Origin of the sequence: Sulfurimonas sp. (assembly GCF_047622445.1) — a bacterium.
In the GTDB taxonomy this organism is placed as follows: Bacteria; Campylobacterota; Campylobacteria; order Campylobacterales; family Sulfurimonadaceae; genus Sulfurimonas.
In genome coordinates, this window is sequence record NZ_JBLHOE010000035.1 from 1 (window position 1) to 18,016 (window position 18,016).

Below are 18,016 nucleotides of genomic sequence, written 5' to 3' on the forward strand. Positions count from 1 at the left end.
AACAATAAGAAATTATGTGAAAGACCAAGGAAAGAAATATACAAAGGTGCATACTAGTCAGTTGTTATTTGACTTATAAGCTCAAACGTAAGTGATACTCCGTACCCTTGGGTCGGGGTCGTTCATTCACAGATATAGAAATGCCAAATATTTGTGGCATTGGTATGATTAAAGAAATTAGAAGTTATAATAATACTATTAAAATAGTTGTTGTAAGCTCTATAGTAAATTCGCAAGTTCTTCAAGAGATTGGTAAGTTAAGAGCCTCTATGGTAAAAAAGCCTGTGAAACAAGAAAAATTGCTTAGTGCGATTAATTCTTAAATAAAATATAAGGTAGTTTCAATGGATATTAACGCAGTACAAAAAATGGTTGAAAATGATGGCATAATTTTTTTAAGTTATGGTGGCTACTTGTCTCAAACTTTAATTGCAGGGATGACAGAAGCGTTAGAAAAAGAGGCTGAGCACAATGGTATCAGTATGACAGCGTCAAATAATATTTTCACTATTTTTATTGAACTTTCCCAAAATATGATGAACTATTCTAAAACATTAAACAATGAATCACTGAGAGCGCAAGGTCTTATTTTAGTTTCTAAAGATGATAACTATACTTATCATATTCATAGTCAAAATATTGTTTCAACAGAAGATAAAAATAAAATAGAACCTAAATTACTAGAAATACAAAGCCTAGATAAAGATGGTATTAAAAAGAGATATCGAGAATTACGTAAAAGTGGTCAAAATACACATGACAAAGGTGGTGGCATTGGTTTTTATGAGATTGCAAAAAAATGTGACCATATAGACTTCAACTTTACATATATACAAGAAGATAGATATTATTTTCATATGAAAACAACTATATTAACCAAAAAAGGAAACTAGAAAATGGATAACCTAAAACTTGAAGCAACACAATATTAGAAAACTTCACAAAATCAGAGGAAAAAGTTCAAATAGTTAAAGAGGCTAAGTTAAATGCAAAAGCCAAATTAGCTGCTATTAAAGATTCAAATGCAAGTACCTATCAAGACCTAGAATTTCTAACGGGTCAAAAACACAACTTTTAGAAGATCTAAGAGCACAAGATTTAAATATCGATTCAAAAAATTCTCAAATAGATCCAATTATAGACTCCATAGTGAACGTATTAATGCAGCGTACTAAGATTTTTACATAATTTCAATCAGTCCTCGTATGTTGGTAAAGTGTAGTCGAATGAGAATTTCATCACTCTCATTTTCTATGCGACTTAGAAACCTGCTTTTTTCTTGTTCATTTTAAAATCTGTCAATTTTGTAAGGTAATTTCTGGTTATGTACTTGATTGATACCCTCTCCTTGGCTTAGTATTTTATGTATAATTTTAAACTAATAAAAGTGTCTCATAGACATTAAAAGCATTAATTTTTATTTTTAAGTATTTTATTAGTAGTATTTATATACTCTGTCTATATAATAATTTTATATATGTTAAGGACATAATATATATTCTTAACTGGAAGTAGGAAAATGAATATTTTAAAGAGCCCTTTGTTATTTATAGCTGTATTTGCCTTAGCTTTCTTCATTCTTAATGAATCTTTTTCATACTATAATGGTATAGCAGAGGCAAAAATAAAGTCGTATCAAAAAGATAAACAGATTCTTAGAAATTTGACTGATGCACAAGCTAAAAATGTTCAAATATTAGCAGAGGTTTTAGCCTCAAATCCTGGGGTTATAGAAGGTTATTTGAAGAATAATCCAGAAATTATTAAAAAAAACATATTTCCTCTTTGGGAACAAGTGAAAAATAAAAAACTAACACATGAAATCCATTTTTTTAAACCGCCAGCTATATCTTTTGTCAATTTTTCTAACTTCAAATCCTTAGGTAAAGATGTATCTAGTGTAAGGACAGATATTAGGTGGATAACATCATCATTTGAGCCTAGTGCGCATGCTCTTATGTGTAAAACATATGCAGGTTATAGAGCTACCCATCCTATCTATGATAAAAACGGAACAATGCTTGGCGGACTATCCCTAGGTAAAAAAATTGATTGGATTCCTAGTGCACTTAAAGAAAAAACACAACATGATTCTTTCTTAGTGTATACAAAAGAATCAACAAAATCTTTAGCGCCAAAATATTATGATGACTTTATGAAAGATAAACAAATTGTAGGAAAAAATATTCTTGCGGATAAAACCTTGAACGTCACGGTCAAAGAGATTCAAGAAATTGATTTTACTAAGGGTATTCAAGATATTATGATTAATAATCATGCATACACTCTTTATACCTACTCAATTATTGATTTTAATAAGAAAACTATGGGGTATATATGTACAGTTACAGAGTTAAAAGAATTTAAAAATCATTTTATGTCAAATCTATTTAAGAGTTTTATTCTTATTATTATATCTGTCTTAATTATTGTGCTTATAACGAGAAGTAAAATGTTAGGACTTTTTAAAGAAATTAATTATATACAGAATATTACAAAAAGAATCAAAAGTAGAGATTTTAGTTCATTGCATACACAAGAAGTTAACTCAAATGTCTCTACAGAATCTTTAGTGAAGCTTGAACATGATGTTATTGAAATGGGATTAGAACTTGAAAAACATTATATTTTATTAGAAGATGATAATAGAGAAAAATCACAACAACTCATTGAACAGTTATATAGAGATGAATTAACAGGCTTAGGTAATAGAAATGCTTTAGTTAAAGACTTGCAAAATAATACTGATAGCTACTTAGCTATTTTAAACATTAGAAACTTTAAGGAAATTAATGATGCTTTTGGTTTTGAAACTGGTAATTATATATTACATGAGTTAGCTGTAAGATATGAACCGACTGCAAAAAGAGAAGGTTATTCTGTGTATAGAGTAGGTAGTGATGAATACGTCCTTATGACATTAGAAAATACATCGAAAAGTGATTTTCAAGAGTTCATTAAAAAAATTATTGTGGAGATTGAACACGCTCAATTTCGAGTTGAAGATGAGAACATAGGTATCAGTGTTCATATGTACGCTGGGATATGTTTTGATGAAACAAAAAAACTTGAAAAAGCTGCTATGGCATTAACCCAGGCAAAAAAAGATAAAAAAGAATTGGTTATTTATACGAAGAAAGAAAATACGAAAGATGTTCAGCTTAATAATCTTGAAACTATTAACAAGCTTACTAAAGCATTAAGTAATGATGGAATGCTTGTTCATTATCAAGGAATCGTTGGTAGAGATGAAAATATTCATAAATATGAAGCACTAATTCGTATGAAAGACCAAGATAAAATACTCAGCCCATTGTTCTTTTTAGAACTTTCAAAAAGAACAAAACATTATAGTCGTATTACTCAGTTTGTCCTTAAAAGTGTGTTTGAGCAATTTAAAAACACAAACTGCTCTTTATCTATTAATTTAACGGCAGATGATATATTAAATACTGATACAATCTCTTTAATTAAAGAAAAGATGAATCTCTGTAGTAATCCAGAACGTGTCGTTTTTGAGCTAGTGGAATCAGATGATTTATACAGTATTGTTGAAATATATGACTTTATCCAATACATAAAGAAAATGGGTGCAAAAATAGCTATAGATGATTTTGGAACAGGATATTCAAACTTTTCATATATGATGAAAATAGAACCAGATTACTTAAAAATTGATGGTTCTCTTATTAAAAATTTAGACACAGATGAAAATGCGAAAAAGATTGTAAAAACTATTATAAATTTTGCAAGCCAGCTAGGTATTAAAACAATCGCTGAGTATGTACATTCTAAAGAAATATTTGAAATATGTAGAGACCTTGGTATTGATGAATTTCAAGGATACTACTTCAGTAAACCTGGTAAATTATAAAGATATTTATGAGTAAAATGATTATGGGTTTAATGTATAAATCTACAAAGGACAATAATGAAAATATATGACATTATAGTAATTGGTGCTGGACGCGCGAGTAATCTTGCACGTAACGCAGGAGAAGCTGGTAAAAAAGTAGCAATTATAGAACAGTCAAAGTTTGGAGGAACGTGTCCAAACCGTGGATGTGTTCCTTCTAAGCTTCTTATCGGATATGCTGAAGTTGCTAGAAGTATTAAAGAATCCTCTAGACATTTTATTGATGCAAAAATTAATTCTATAGATGTTGAAAAAATATTTGAAGATACTAACAATTATATTGGAACAATTGATCCTGCATATAGAGGTAGATTTAATGAAAATGTAGATACCTATACGGGAACTGCTTCTTTTGTATCGAATTATATAGTTGAAATTAATGGCAAAAAAATTACTGCTCCAAAAATAGTTATAGCAACAGGTACCCGTCCTATAGAAGCAGCGCATGAAAAGGCTTGGACGAGTGATGATATATTTCCACTTGTTGGTGAAGTTCCAAAATCCATTACTATAGTAGGTTCTGGATTTATTGCGTGTGAACTCGCTAACTTTTTTGATGCTGTTGGGATTGAGACTAAATTACTAGTACGTTCTCAAAGCATTTTAAAAAATGAAGATGAAGACATATCTAAGATATTTAAAAAAGAGTTTGTCAGCCATGTAGATGTTGCCTTTGATACAAGTATTCAAAATATAGAGTACAAAGATAATTATTTTAATCTTACACTAGAGAACAAAGCAGGGGAAGTTTCCTCACATGTTAGTGAAGCACTTCTTTACGCAACAGGTAGAATTCCAAACACCGATACCTTAAAGTTAGAAAATACAGATATCAAAGTAAATAAAAAAGGTTTTATTACGAGAGATAAGTATTTTCTAACAGATGTTGAAGGTATTTATGTAGTTGGTGATGCCTCTGGGGAGCATATGTTACAGCATGCTGCCGCGGCAGAGGTAAATCATGTTCAAAAAACTTTACTCCAAGAGAAAAAAGAAATATTTAGCTTCAAGTATATGCCTCATGCAGTTTTTACACATCCAGAAATAGCGAGTGTAGGTTTTACTGAGCAAGAGGCTAGAGGTAAAGGCATAGAGTATGTGAGTATTTCAAAAGGCTGGAATGCAAGTGCTAAAGCTATGTCTATGCGTCTTAAATATCCAAGAACAAAATTAATCATAAATCCAGAAACTTATGAGATACTTGGCTGCCATCTCATTGGTCCTGGGAGTGCAACTATGATGCATCAAGTTTTAAGTATTATGCATATAGACAATGACATACGACATTTAAAAGAAATGCTCTATATTCATCCAGCACTGAGTGAAGCCTTACTACCTGCTGCAGTTAAGGCGGTAGGTGAAGTGCAAAAGAGTATATATGAGAAATTTTGAAGATTTAGTACAGCAAGTACTAGCTGAAAGTGAAAAAGTAGTTATAGGTAAGAAAAAGCAGATAAAGCTTGCCCTAGCTACTTTCTTATCAGGTTCACATTTATTAATTGAAGATATTCCAGGAGTGGGTAAAACTACCTTAGCTAAAACTCTTTCTCACGTAATAGGCTTGGAGTATTCTAGGATTCAGTTTACAAATGATCTCTTGCCATCAGATATTATAGGGGTAAATTTTTATAATACTAAGGATGCAACTTTTAGTTTTAAAAAAGGGCCTATTTTTTCTCAATTTTTACTCGCGGATGAAATAAATCGTGCTTCATCAAAAACTCAAAGTGCACTTTTAGAAGCAATGGAAGAAAAGCAGGTAAGTATAGATGGGAAAAGTTTTATTCTTCCTGCACCTTTTTTTGTTATAGCTACCAAAAATCCTTTTGAAGAGGTTGGAACTTATATGCTTCCATCATCACAATTGGATAGATTCGCTCTCTCATTCTCTCTTGGCTATCCTTCTGTTGAAGCTGAAAGAGAGATACTCTCATCAAATAAAAAATATCTGATAGAGGATTTAAAGTCATTAAATAAACAAGAGATAGAGTTATTACAAAATAAGTTTGCAGAGATACATGCAGGTGAAGATATACTAGATACTCTTCAAGAGATATTGAAATTTACGAGAGAAAGCTCACTATACGTAAAAGGTCTCTCAACAAGGGCTGCAATTATACTTTTAAATATATCAAAAGCATGGGCTATGATATCTTTTAGGGACTATGTTATACCCTCTGATGTCTTAGAAGTTTTACCATATATTACTAAGCACCGTTTAGAATCAAAAGGCGATAAAAAAACTCCAAGTGAGATTGCAAATGAAATCATTAAAAACTTACATATCGATACTTAAACGTGTAAAGAATCGGCCTACAAAGTTTTTCTTTTTTCTCGTTATTGCGATTGTAATTCTTTTTCTCCAAGCGTATATGCATAATTACAATATTGTATTTTTAGTTATGTTTCTCCTAGTTGGTGTGGCTGGAGCATCATCAATTTATGGTGTGTATAACATTTACTATATAAAAGTTAAATTACTCTCATATGAGAGATTTTTTGCTGATACAGATTCAAGGTATAAACTTTCCATTATAAATGAATATGAAAATCCATCCTATGATATAAGTGTTACAAGCTCTAAAGAGATAGTGCATATTGAATCAATAAAACCATATTATTCTCAGACTGTATCTTTAAAAAGAAAGTTTAACACAAGAGGTAGAAGTACTCTTCAGGGTATAAAAATACACTCTTTCTTTCCACTTCCTCAGGAGATGAAATACAGAGATATTGAAATAAATAAAGAGATAGTAGTATATGCTAAGCCCCAAGGAAAGTCACTTCTTGCTTCGTACGCTAAAAATAGTGCTCTTAGTGGTGAAGTAGATGATTTTGATGGAGTTAAAAAGTTTAATCAAGGTGATAATACATCTTATATTCATTGGGCTTCTCTTGCTAAAAATGATTCTTTAATGATAAAAAACTTTTTATATGAGGATGACAATGAAAAACTACATTTTGATTTTAAAGATATATTTGGCAGTGATGAGAATAAACTCTCACAATTGACACTTTGGGTATTAGAATGTGAAAAATATAGACTAGATTTTACAATAAAATTAAATAACGATATTTTAGATTCTGAAATAATGAGTACAGATGAAATTCTCGAAACAATTGCTACATACTAAAGCTCCTTCACCTTCAATACGTTTAGATATAGCTATAGTGCTTTCTATAATTCCACATATTTTTGTAATGAAATTCTTCATGATTTTGTATATATGTATTGCTCTTATATTTGTATTGAAGAAAAATAAATCAAATAAAGCTAGGTACTTCCTTATGCTCATTGGAGCTATTCTCATAGCTCTATCGTTTTTTAATGATTATAATTTTTCAAACTTTTCAAAAATCCAATTTTTTGTATCTCTTGTAAGTTCGGTCCTTATCTATGCAGTGTCACTCCAAAAATTTACGGGTGAAGTAAACATGTATTTAAAAGTATCTCCTGGACTTTTAATGCTATTAAGCTTTTTCTTTTTTGAATCAATTACTATGCTTTTATACGCTGTATTTACACTTTTTATTTTTACTCTTTTAAATATTTGGGGGAGAATGAACACGCCACTTATAGATGTACTAAAACTGACATCTAAGCTTTTTATATCTTCACTTCCTATTGTCATCATACTATTTTTAGTTTTCCCGCGTATAGCATTTAAAAAGGCTGATTTTGGATTTAAGGCAGATAGTTATGTTGAAAGTGGCTATAACGAAGGAATGAGTGTATCCTCGGATAAAGTGAAATTATCAAACAAAGTTGTAATGGAGGTTTATTTTGAAGATAAGAATATATCTACTGATAATCTTTACTTTAGAGGTTCCACTCTACCTAAACAAAATGGATTAGATTGGGAAAGCTTACCTTACAATGCACAAAATGATAGATTAATTAAAACAACTGACTTAATACAATACGATATAACACTCTATCCACATGCCAAGAAATGGATTTATGCTCTAGATATTCCAACGAGGGAAATAGAAAAAACGGAATTAAAGGGTGATTACACACTTGTCTCAAAAAAACCAATCTACAATAAGACAAGATATAAACTAAACGCTGCACTCTCATATAAATTGGTCTCTCAAAATGTATCTACTGCTCTTGAAGTTGACTTAAAGAAGAATGAACAAACATATAAAGCATTGAAAGAATTAATAGATTCCACCCTCAATGATACTCAAAAAGCCAAACAATTAATGAATTTCTTTAAGGAACAAAATCTATTTTATTCTCTTGACCCAAAAAATATTAACTTGAGAAACTTTACAGATTCATTTCTCTTTAATGCTAAGAATGGATATTGTGTTCACTTTGCATCTGCGTTCGCAATCAGTGCAAGAATAATTGGTATCCCTTCACGTGTTGTGACGGGTTTTAAGCCTAGTAAAGAAAATATGCTAGACAATTATATTGTTGTGAAGAGTTCTGATGCTCATGCTTGGGTTGAACTTTATATAGATGATAGGGGTTGGGTGAGATTTGATCCAACTATCACAGCCTCACAAGAATTGGATGAACTTAAAGAAATACAAAATAAAATAGCATTAGAAAATACTATTTTCCAAAAAATTAATTTGAATTTTATGTATGTAAAATATATAATGAATAATTGGATACTTAATTATAATAGGACGAAACAGCTAAGTATATTAAATAATCTACTTAATGACACCCTCTATTTACTAAAATTTATCTTATGGATGAGTGGTGTTTTTATATTGTTATTTTTGATATATATAAGCATTAAGACTTCTACATGTAAAGATGAAATCATGTGTGAGATGAATAAGGTGTTAAAAATTCTTAAGAAACATAATTTAATGAAAAAAGAGAATGAATCTATGCAAGCATTTCTTTTAAGAGTAGAAGAAAAAACAGATGTACTGACCTCAGATCTTAGTAAGGCATATCACTCTGCCAAGTATGGATATAATGACAAAAAACTAAATGTACAAATACTTAAAGATGAGGTAGTAAAGTTTATAATTGCTATAACTTAGGAACAGGTTCGAGGCGCATATCATTTTTCATTAAACTACAACAAAGTAACATCTCTATCATATAAAGATATAATAAAATACATGAATGAAATTAACCAAAAAAATATAATTATTCTCACTATAATTATTTTAATATCAATAGTAACTTCGCTTACAATCATGGGGCAACTTTCTTCACAAGAAGACATGCGAAAGCTCTCCCAAAAACAAGTAATAGAAGAAGCGAAAGCACATCTTAAAAGTATAGTGGATACAAGAACTTGGAATGCTCAATATGGTGGTGTTTTTGTAAAAGCAAAAGATGGAATAGAACCAAATCCTTATCTTGAAAACAATACTATGATGAGTGATAAAAATGAGCTGTTCATTAAAATAAATCCAGCTTGGATGACAAGACAGATATCAGACATATCAAATGAACAAGGTCTCTATCATTTTAAAATAACAAGTTTAAAACCTATCAATCCATCAAATAAAGCTGATATATTTGAGAGCAGTGCATTAAAATATTTTGAAGCAAATAAAAATGAAAAATATTTTTATACTTTTAATGAAAATAAGTTTGACTTTATGGGATCATTACCTACAACACAAGCGTGTTTAAAATGTCATGAACAACAAGGTTATAAAGTTGGCGATATTAGGGGTGGAATAAGGGTCTCTATTCCTCTGGAATTATATAATAAACAGATAAGTATCGAAGAAACTAAAACAACTAGGAATTTAATTGCCATTATCATCATTTCATTGATATTGATATCTATTTCCTATTGGTTTATTAGTATGTTTTATAAACGACAATATGAGATAGAGAATACGAAAAATATTTTAGAAGAAAAAGTAGCAGAGAGAACGTATGAGCTAGAAGTTGTTATATCTCATGAACAACATTTAAAAGATGTGTTAAAAGTAATTACAGAAGTAAATGAGATGTTGATAAATTCTTATTCAACAACTAGTATCCTTAAAAATACAACTGAAAAACTATCTGCCAATAGCGCTTACACACTTGTAGTTAGTGGCCTAATTCACAATGAGATAGTAAACATAATTTCTAAGTCACAAGAGTGTAAAAGTCTCATAGAACATGATATTGTTTCAATTAATGAATCTGAGGAGTTAAACTTTTTATTTTCTGTCATTCAAAAAGCTAGTATGCTCAAACACCCAATTATCGAGAAAGTGCCCGAAGATATATACGCAAGTGCTAATCATCAAAGACGAGAGAATGACATAGGTATGCAATGGATGATAGTTATTCCTCTTATTCATGATTTTAAAGAAGCCGTATATGGAATAATTACCGTCTTTTCTAACAAACCAGAAGGTTTTGAACTTGAGGAGATGAAAGTCTTGGAGAATATGGGGCACGATATTAGTATTGCTCTTTATTCACATAAACAACGTGATTCTATTTTAGCAATGGAAAAAGAAAAAACTGCTAACTATGAAGAAACAATTCTAGCATTTGTAAATATTATTGAACAAAGAGATACCTACACTGCAGGACATACAATTAGAGTTGCTGAGTATTGTAGACTTATTGCAGTTCATATGAACATCGAAGATGAAAATATTAGAATCTTAGAAAAAGCGGCTATATTGCATGATATTGGTAAAGTAGCAACACCAGATACAATCCTTCTCAAACCTGGGAAACTTTCCCATTTAGAGTACGATCTCATTAAACAACACTCTGCAGTTGGTGCAGATATGCTTGAACATATAACTATTTACAGAAACCTAGCAGATATTATACGATATCATCATTCAAGATATGATGGTAAAGGTTATCCACGTACAACAGATGCTGATAATATACCAATTCTGACGCATATATTGATAGTGGCAGATGCTTTTGATGCAATGACAACAAACAGGATATATAGAGCACGTAAAACAGTTGGTGAAGCAATAGAGGAAGTAACCCATTCTTCTGGAACTCAATTTCATCCAAAAGTAGCTGAGGCAGCTAGTTTAGCACTCAAAAATGTGAATTTAACACACACAACACAACTTCCAACATCAGAATTGGAACAAAAAAGAATGTCCTACTTTTTTAAAGATGCTTTAACAGAACTCTATAATGAAGACTACTTAGAAACTATTTTAAATAACTCAGAGAAAAAGTATCCTTGTCTCAATGTGATTAACTTAAAAAAGTTTACAGAATTCAACCGACTCAATGGCTGGGAAAATGGAAATAAAATTCTTATCCAGTTTGCTAGATTTTTAGAAAATATATTTCCAAATAGCACGATATTCAGATATCATGGAGATGACTTTATTATCCTAAACAAAGTACACCAAGAAATTACTAAAAAAGATATGTCAAATTTTGATGATATTAAGAATGGTACGATTGATGTTGAGATTCGTCATTTTGAAGTGAATAAATATTTTAATTCTGAGAAGTTTAAAAGCGTAATTGAAGAGTATTGATAGAAGGATGTTAATGAAAGGAACTCAAAATTATCTAAAATTATTTTAGATAAAAATGCAACAATAATTGAATATGAATGTGCTCTAGAAGGTGTCAATTCTAATTTTGTTGATGTTATAAGCTGAAATTGGCTTGAGACTTTTATTGGTCAAGTTGAGATAGAATATAGCTTTATGTACCTAAGTAATAGAATTTTTAATTAAGTCAGTAACTATAATATAATATTATGGTATAAATATATAAACGATACGATATATCGTTTATATATTTATGAAATGAAAAAGGTTTGGAATGTATAAAAAATTGTCTCTGAAAATGAAAGTCTTTGTACCAGTAGGAATAGCATCAATAATCAGCATTCTTATAATGGCCTATATGATTAAACACTCCGCTGAAAACAATATGATAGAATATACTTCAAAAAATATTGAGATATCTTCTAAAACTATTGAAATTATTGCAAACAATGTTGTGTCTGATGCTGTTATGTGGATAATTATTTTAGACTTAATTGTTTTTTTAATCATGTATATTATTTTGACTAAGTATGTAATTAAAGAAATTTATACATTTTCAGATGGTCTTAATGGTTTTTTTAAATTTTTGTCAAAAGAAAATGATGATGTAAAACCTTTGATGGTCAATAGTAGTGATGAGATTGGTTGTATGTGTGTTTCTGTTAATGAAAATATAGAAAGGGTAAAAATTTCCATACAAGAAGATATAAGTCTTGTAGAAAATGTGACAGAAATAGCGCATGCTGTTGATAATGGAAATATATCCAAGAGAATCCATGTGAATTCTTCAAACCCTTCACTCAGAGACCTTAAAGAAGTTTTTAACAATATGATGAATACTTTACAGTCTACTGTTGGTGAAGATATGCATTCCATAGAAGAAAGTTTAACTTCATATACACATTATGATTTTACTGCTGGCTGTGCTAATTGTAATTCTAAACTTGATGATATGATATATAGTTTAGGTCAAGACATCTCAAAAATGCTTGTTAAAAATTCTAATGATGCAAAAGATCTTCAATCTAAATCAAACTTTTTAACAGAATACGTAGTAAAGCTTATAGAATCATCAGATATACAGTTAGAAAATACAAACAACACTTCTGAAGCGACACAAGATATAACTTCAAGCCTCTCAGAGATTGTGCATCAAGCAAATGAAGTGGGAACTCAATCAGAAGATATTAAAAATGTTATTACAGTGATTAGTGATATTGCAGATCAAACAAATTTACTTGCACTAAATGCTGCCATAGAAGCTGCAAGAGCTGGAGAACATGGACGTGGATTTGCAGTTGTTGCTGATGAAGTTAGAAAACTAGCTGAGAGAACACAAAAATCACTTGCAGATATCAATATAAGTGTAAATACACTTGTTCAATCTATAACTGGGATTGTACATGAACTAGAAGTACAATCAGAGAAAGTAAATGAATTTAATTCATTTATTGATTCTATGAATGAAAATACTCAAAACTCTTTAAAGGTTGTTTCCCAAACTAGTGAACTTGCAAAAGCATTAAGTGAAAGTGCAACTGTGATTTTAGAGGATGTTAACGCTAAAAAATTTCATCAGTAGCAATACTATAGACAATTCAGCAGATGCTCTTTAATGGGCATCCTATAGGCAACCATAACTTAAATCATAACTATCCGAAAATAATTTTAGTACTTCATTAGTAATATTTACATACTCTACAAACAAACAAAGAAAGAAAGAAAAAAAATCAGGGGATTGGTATCCTTGGTGCGATGAAGCATTTGAAAAAGCTGAGAAAGAGAATAAAGCTATATTTAGACTTAATTCAAAAAAAGCTGAACTTTTGAGTAGAATCTAAATTAATATTAAGGACCTATCTAGTATAAAGTCTGACCTAAATCTTAGTCTTGGTATTTTACTAGAAATATATACCAATTTCAATTCCTTCATTGACTGTCTTTACTAACTTTTTCTTTATGCTTAAATAAAGTACAAAAAATTGATTATAAATTGATTAAAATATGTCACACTATTCAAAAGGTTTTAAAATGAATAGTAACAATGCTCAAGATATTATTATATTTGGTGGCCATGGAGACTTAGCTCTTCGTAAACTTATTCCTGCTCTATATCATTTATGTCAAGATAAACATTTAGATGCTAATACTAGAATAATCGCAGTTTCTCGTGAACGGTTGAGTACACAAGAATATTGCGTTCTTATAAAAGAAAAGTTTATCAATAACTTTAAAGATAAAAGCTATAATGAAAATACATTTGAAAAGTTTACATCGAGTTTACATTATCTAAGTATTGACTTGACAGATGAAAAGGCATATAAAAAGTTAACGCAACTTTTAGAAGGAAATGAAGAACGAGAGCGTATTAATTATCTTTCAACTGCTCCATCTCTATTTGGTATAATATGTCAAAACCTAGACAGAGAGGATTTAATTTTAGAGAACTCACGTGTTGTCTTGGAAAAACCTATAGGAAATGACTTAAAATCATCACAAGTTATTAATGATGAGGTAGCAAAATTTTTCAATGAGAGTGCAATATTTAGAATAGATCATTATCTAGGTAAAGACACTGTACAAAATATTTTGGCATTGCGTTTTTCAAATATGTTACTTGCTCCCTTATGGAATGCTCAGTACATCGATCATATTCAGATTACTGTAGCTGAGAGTGTAGGCCTTGAAGGACGTTGGGGATATTATAACCATTATGGTGCAATGCGAGATATGGTACAGAATCATCTCTTACAGCTTTTATGTTTAATTACAATGGAACCGCCCTCATCATTAAATGGAGATAGTGTCCGTGATGAGAAACTAAAAGTGATTCGTTCTTTGAGATTTCTTGAAGGTAATGAACTTAAGCAAAAAACAGTGAGAGGTCAATATACTGCTGGAGTGAGTGAAAAAACTTCAGTAGTTGGCTTTTTAGAAGAAGATGGAGGAAACTCAAACAGTGATACGGAAACTTTCGTAGCAATTCGTGCAGATATAGATAATTGGCGTTGGAATAATGTTCCCATATACCTTAGAACAGGTAAGCGAATGCGTGAACGCTATAGCGAGATAGTTATTGACTTTAAAAATGTTCCACACTCTATTTTTCCAAATGGAGGAGAGTGTATAAGTAGTAATAAACTTGTTATTCGTTTGCAACCAGATGAAAGTATTTCTATGTTTCTTATGAATAAAACTCCAGGTCTAAATGAAGGAATGCGATTACAACAAGTAGAACTTGACCTAAATATAGCCGAAGATGCACCTCGTTCTCCGGATGCTTATGAACACCTACTACTTGATGTAATACGTAATAATCCAACTCTTTTTATGCGTAGAGATGAAGTTGAAGCAGCCTGGATATGGGCAGATAAAATCTTAGATGGATGGAAAACACAAGGTATTAAACCAAAAAATTATATAGCCGGAACTGATGGCCCATCGGCTTCAGTTGGCTTGATAGAAAGAGATGGGAGGAGTTGGTATGAAAAATAACTATAAGTTTTATAACTTCAAAAATTCAAATATACTTGTAGAAGAATTGTCAATAAGAATAGCAGCTGATTTAAAAAAGGCCATAGAATTAAAACAGTATGCTGTGCTTGCAGTTTCAGGTGGTTCAACGCCAAAAGAACTATTTCAAAAGTTATCACATATGGACTTACCTTGGCATAAAGTTACAGTTACCTTAGTGGACGAGAGATGGGTGGAAACCTACAGTAATGATTCAAATGAAAAACTTATTCGAGATACATTACTTCAAAACAGAGCTTCGTTCGCAAAATTTATTCCTTTAAAAAATGCAATAGTGAAAAATATTGATGGTGTATTAGTAACTAAAAATAGATTTAATAAGATGGATGAACTTGATGTTGTACTACTAGGAATGGGAAGTGACGGACATACAGCTTCTTTTTTTCCAGATACCGAGGAATTGGATGATGTTCTTCAAACTAAAGATAAATGTTATCCAACGACTGCAAATGTGGAACCATATCAGAGAATGACACTTACCCGCTCATTTTTGCTTACTGCAAAAAGTCTAATACTTCATATCGAAGGTGGAGTTAAAAAAACAGCTTTTGATATTGCAGCTAAAAGTTATGATCATCATAAGATGCCAATCATTGCTATGATGCAACAAGAAAGTCCTATATTGGAGGTCTATCATGCTTAAGAATGAGATATTAACAGAGGTGACACAAAGGATTATAGAACGCTCAAAAGAGAGTAGATATATTTATTTACAACGTATTGAAGATGCTAGGGAAATGAAACCTGAGCGTGAGCACTTAGGGTGTAGTAATTTAGCGCATGCAATTGCACCATGCAGTGCAGTTGATAAAGAGAATCTTGCACATAAAAATAGAGAAAATATTGCAATAGTTTCTGCTTATAATGATATGCTCTCTGCACATCAACCTTTTGTGAACTTTCCTCCTTTGATTAAACGCACACTTTCTCTAGCTGGTGCCACTGCTCAGTTTGCAGGTGGAGTGGCGGCTATGTGTGATGGTGTAACGCAATCACAGCCTGGAATGGAGTTAAGCTTATTTAGTAGGGATAACATTGCACAAAGTACAGCTATCGCACTTTCTCATAATATGTTTGATGGGGCAATAATGCTCGGTGTATGTGATAAGATAGTTCCTGGTATGTTTATTGGAGCGCTGAAATTTGGACACCTTCCTGTTATCTTTGCCCCAGCAGGACCAATGCCATCAGGAATTAGTAATACCGAAAAAGCAAAAATTCGTCAAGAATATGCAATGGGGAAAGTGGGACGTGATACATTACTTGAAGCAGAATCTGCCTCGTATCATTCATCAGGAACGTGTACTTTTTATGGAACGGCTAACTCAAATCAAATGCTAATGGAAATAATGGGACTGCATTTGGCTGGAGCTTCTTTTGTAAATGCAAATACTCCTTTACGTGACGCTTTAACAGAGGAGGCTTCTTTAAAACTTTTAGAGTTTTCCGCTTTAGGAGAGAGTTATATGCCTATGGGGAAAATGATTGATGAAAAGAGTTTTGTAAATGCTATTGTTGGACTTTTAGCGACTGGCGGTTCATCAAACCATACACTCCACCTTATAGCAATGGCTAGTGCTGCGGGGATTACTCTTACATGGGACGATTTTGATGAATTATCTTTAATTATTCCTCTTTTATGTAAAATGTATCCTAATGGAAGTGCTGATGTCAACCATTTTCATAGTGCAGGCGGTATGGCAGTTGTTATAAAAGAACTTCTTCAATCAGGATTACTTCACGAAGATGTAAATACGGTTATGGGATATGGACTTAGTAAGTATCTTCAAGAGCCATTTTTAGAAGATGGGAAACTCATCTATAGAGATTCACTTGAGAATTCAGCGGACACAAGTGTTATAAGCTCAGTTTTAGAGCCTTTTTCAAGCCAAGGCGGATTAAGAGTTTTAGATGGAAATATTGGTCGGAGTGTCATTAAAACTTCTGCATTAAAAAAAGACAATCAATTCATTAAAGCAGAGGCAAGAGTTTTTTACTCACAAGATGCACTCAAAGATGCTTTTTCAAGAAATGAATTAAATATGGACTTTATTGCAGTACTTCCTTTTCAAGGTCCAAAGTCTAATGGTATGCCAGAACTTCATGGTCTTATGCCATCAATGGGTGCGTTGCAAGATGCTGGATTTAATGTAGCAATTATTACAGATGGTCGCATGAGTGGGGCTTCTGGTAAGGTTGCTTCAGCAATTCACCTATGTCCAGAAGCCAAAGATGGTGGGATAATAGGAAAGATTATAGATGGTGATATAATTACACTCGATTGTGAAAATGGAGTTTTACAATTAGATATAAGTGAAGAGGAATTGAATGTGCGTAAAAATGCCATACCAGATTTATCTGCAAATCGTCTGGGTGTTGGACGTGAGCTTTTTAGTTTAATGCGTAAGTTGGTAAATTCTGCCGAAGAGGGTGCTACAATATTTGAAGCTGTTGGAAAAGAATCATGTTAAGCGTACAAGATGTGATGTCTCGTTCACCAATTATTCCAGTTATTAGTATAAAGAGCGCAGAAGAGATGCTCTTTTTAGCAGATGCTTTAATTGAAGGAGGTGTAGATATTTTTGAAATCACTTTGCGTACACCAAAAGCACTTGAAGCTATAGAAGCAGTTGCTAAAGAATTTCCTCATGCTATGACGGGTGCTGGAACGGTCATTAACTCTAAAACTTTTGGAGACGCAGAAGATGCTGGTGCTAAGTTTGCAATATCGCCAGGACTTACACTAGAATTAGTTCATCATGATAGAACAATTCCTCTCCTCCCCGGTGTAGCTACTGCTAGTGAGATTATGTGTGCTTTAGAATATGGCTTTGATGCTTTTAAGCTTTTTCCTGCAAGTATTGTTGGTGGAGTAGGTGCTCTTAAAGCTTTTAGAGGACCATTTAATGATGTGATGTTTTGTCCGACAGGTGGTATAAACGCGACAAACGCAAGAGAATATTTAGAACTCCCTAACGTAGCATGTATTGGTGGAAGTTGGATTGTCCCAAGTGATTTAATCCACGAAAAAAGATTTGATGAAATTACCCGCTTAACAAAAGAAGCGCTAAGACTTCTTAATTAAAAGAAGTT

Annotated in this window: 12 protein-coding genes and 1 pseudogene; all 13 read left to right on the forward strand. The window is 31.7% G+C overall.

Annotated elements, in window-relative coordinates:
- Positions 1-107 precede the first annotated feature (107 nt).
- The 13 genes and pseudogenes from ACI9TV_RS09105 to ACI9TV_RS09165 all read left to right on the forward strand — a co-directional run bounded on the left by ACI9TV_RS09105 (position 108) and on the right by ACI9TV_RS09165 (position 18,008).
- On the forward strand, positions 108-323 hold the full coding sequence (locus tag ACI9TV_RS09105; RefSeq protein WP_415250471.1) for a response regulator: 216 nt from the start codon (positions 108-110) through the stop codon (positions 321-323).
- Positions 324-344: 21 nt separating this feature from the next.
- Positions 345-893, forward strand: coding sequence for a SiaB family protein kinase (locus ACI9TV_RS09110; RefSeq protein ID WP_415250472.1), 549 nt, complete (start codon positions 345-347; stop codon positions 891-893).
- A gap of 626 nt (positions 894-1,519) precedes the next feature.
- The gene (locus tag ACI9TV_RS09115; protein WP_415250473.1) at positions 1,520-3,874 is read left to right on the forward strand and encodes an EAL domain-containing protein; all 2,355 of its coding nucleotides are present in this window, start codon (positions 1,520-1,522) and stop codon (positions 3,872-3,874) included.
- 57 nt (positions 3,875-3,931) lie between these two features.
- Positions 3,932-5,308, forward strand: a complete 1,377-nt coding sequence (locus ACI9TV_RS09120) for a dihydrolipoyl dehydrogenase family protein (RefSeq protein WP_415250474.1) — start codon at positions 3,932-3,934, stop codon at positions 5,306-5,308.
- Positions 5,295-6,212, forward strand: a complete 918-nt coding sequence (locus tag ACI9TV_RS09125; RefSeq protein ID WP_415250475.1) for an AAA family ATPase — start codon at positions 5,295-5,297, stop codon at positions 6,210-6,212. Before ACI9TV_RS09120 ends, ACI9TV_RS09125 begins: the two co-directional genes overlap by 14 nt.
- Positions 6,178-7,050: a DUF58 domain-containing protein gene (locus ACI9TV_RS09130; RefSeq protein ID WP_415250476.1), complete on the forward strand. Its 873-nt coding sequence runs from the start codon at positions 6,178-6,180 to the stop codon at positions 7,048-7,050. Before ACI9TV_RS09125 ends, ACI9TV_RS09130 begins: the two co-directional genes overlap by 35 nt.
- Positions 7,019-8,929, forward strand: a complete 1,911-nt coding sequence (locus tag ACI9TV_RS09135) for a transglutaminaseTgpA domain-containing protein (protein WP_415250477.1) — start codon at positions 7,019-7,021, stop codon at positions 8,927-8,929. The genes ACI9TV_RS09130 and ACI9TV_RS09135 overlap by 32 nt, the downstream gene beginning before the upstream one ends.
- Positions 8,930-9,010: 81 nt before the next feature.
- Positions 9,011-11,371 carry an HD domain-containing phosphohydrolase gene (locus ACI9TV_RS09140; protein ID WP_415250478.1) on the forward strand — a complete coding sequence of 787 codons (2,361 nt, stop codon included), beginning with the start codon at positions 9,011-9,013 and terminating at the stop codon, positions 11,369-11,371.
- Positions 11,372-12,119: 748 nt separating this feature from the next.
- A pseudogene (locus tag ACI9TV_RS09145) lies at positions 12,120-12,971 on the forward strand (methyl-accepting chemotaxis protein); the annotation flags it as partial.
- Between the two features lie 449 nt (positions 12,972-13,420).
- Complete coding sequence (zwf, locus tag ACI9TV_RS09150; protein ID WP_415250479.1) at positions 13,421-14,884, forward strand: glucose-6-phosphate dehydrogenase; 1,464 nt, start codon at positions 13,421-13,423, stop codon at positions 14,882-14,884.
- Positions 14,874-15,566, forward strand: a complete 693-nt coding sequence (pgl, locus tag ACI9TV_RS09155; RefSeq protein ID WP_415250480.1) for a 6-phosphogluconolactonase — start codon at positions 14,874-14,876, stop codon at positions 15,564-15,566. Before zwf ends, pgl begins: the two co-directional genes overlap by 11 nt.
- Positions 15,559-17,394: a phosphogluconate dehydratase gene (gene edd / locus ACI9TV_RS09160; protein WP_415250481.1), complete on the forward strand. Its 1,836-nt coding sequence runs from the start codon at positions 15,559-15,561 to the stop codon at positions 17,392-17,394. Before pgl ends, edd begins: the two co-directional genes overlap by 8 nt.
- On the forward strand, positions 17,388-18,008 hold the full coding sequence (locus ACI9TV_RS09165) for a bifunctional 4-hydroxy-2-oxoglutarate aldolase/2-dehydro-3-deoxy-phosphogluconate aldolase (protein ID WP_415250482.1): 621 nt from the start codon (positions 17,388-17,390) through the stop codon (positions 18,006-18,008). Before edd ends, ACI9TV_RS09165 begins: the two co-directional genes overlap by 7 nt.
- The last annotated feature ends 8 nt before the right edge of the window (positions 18,009-18,016 follow it).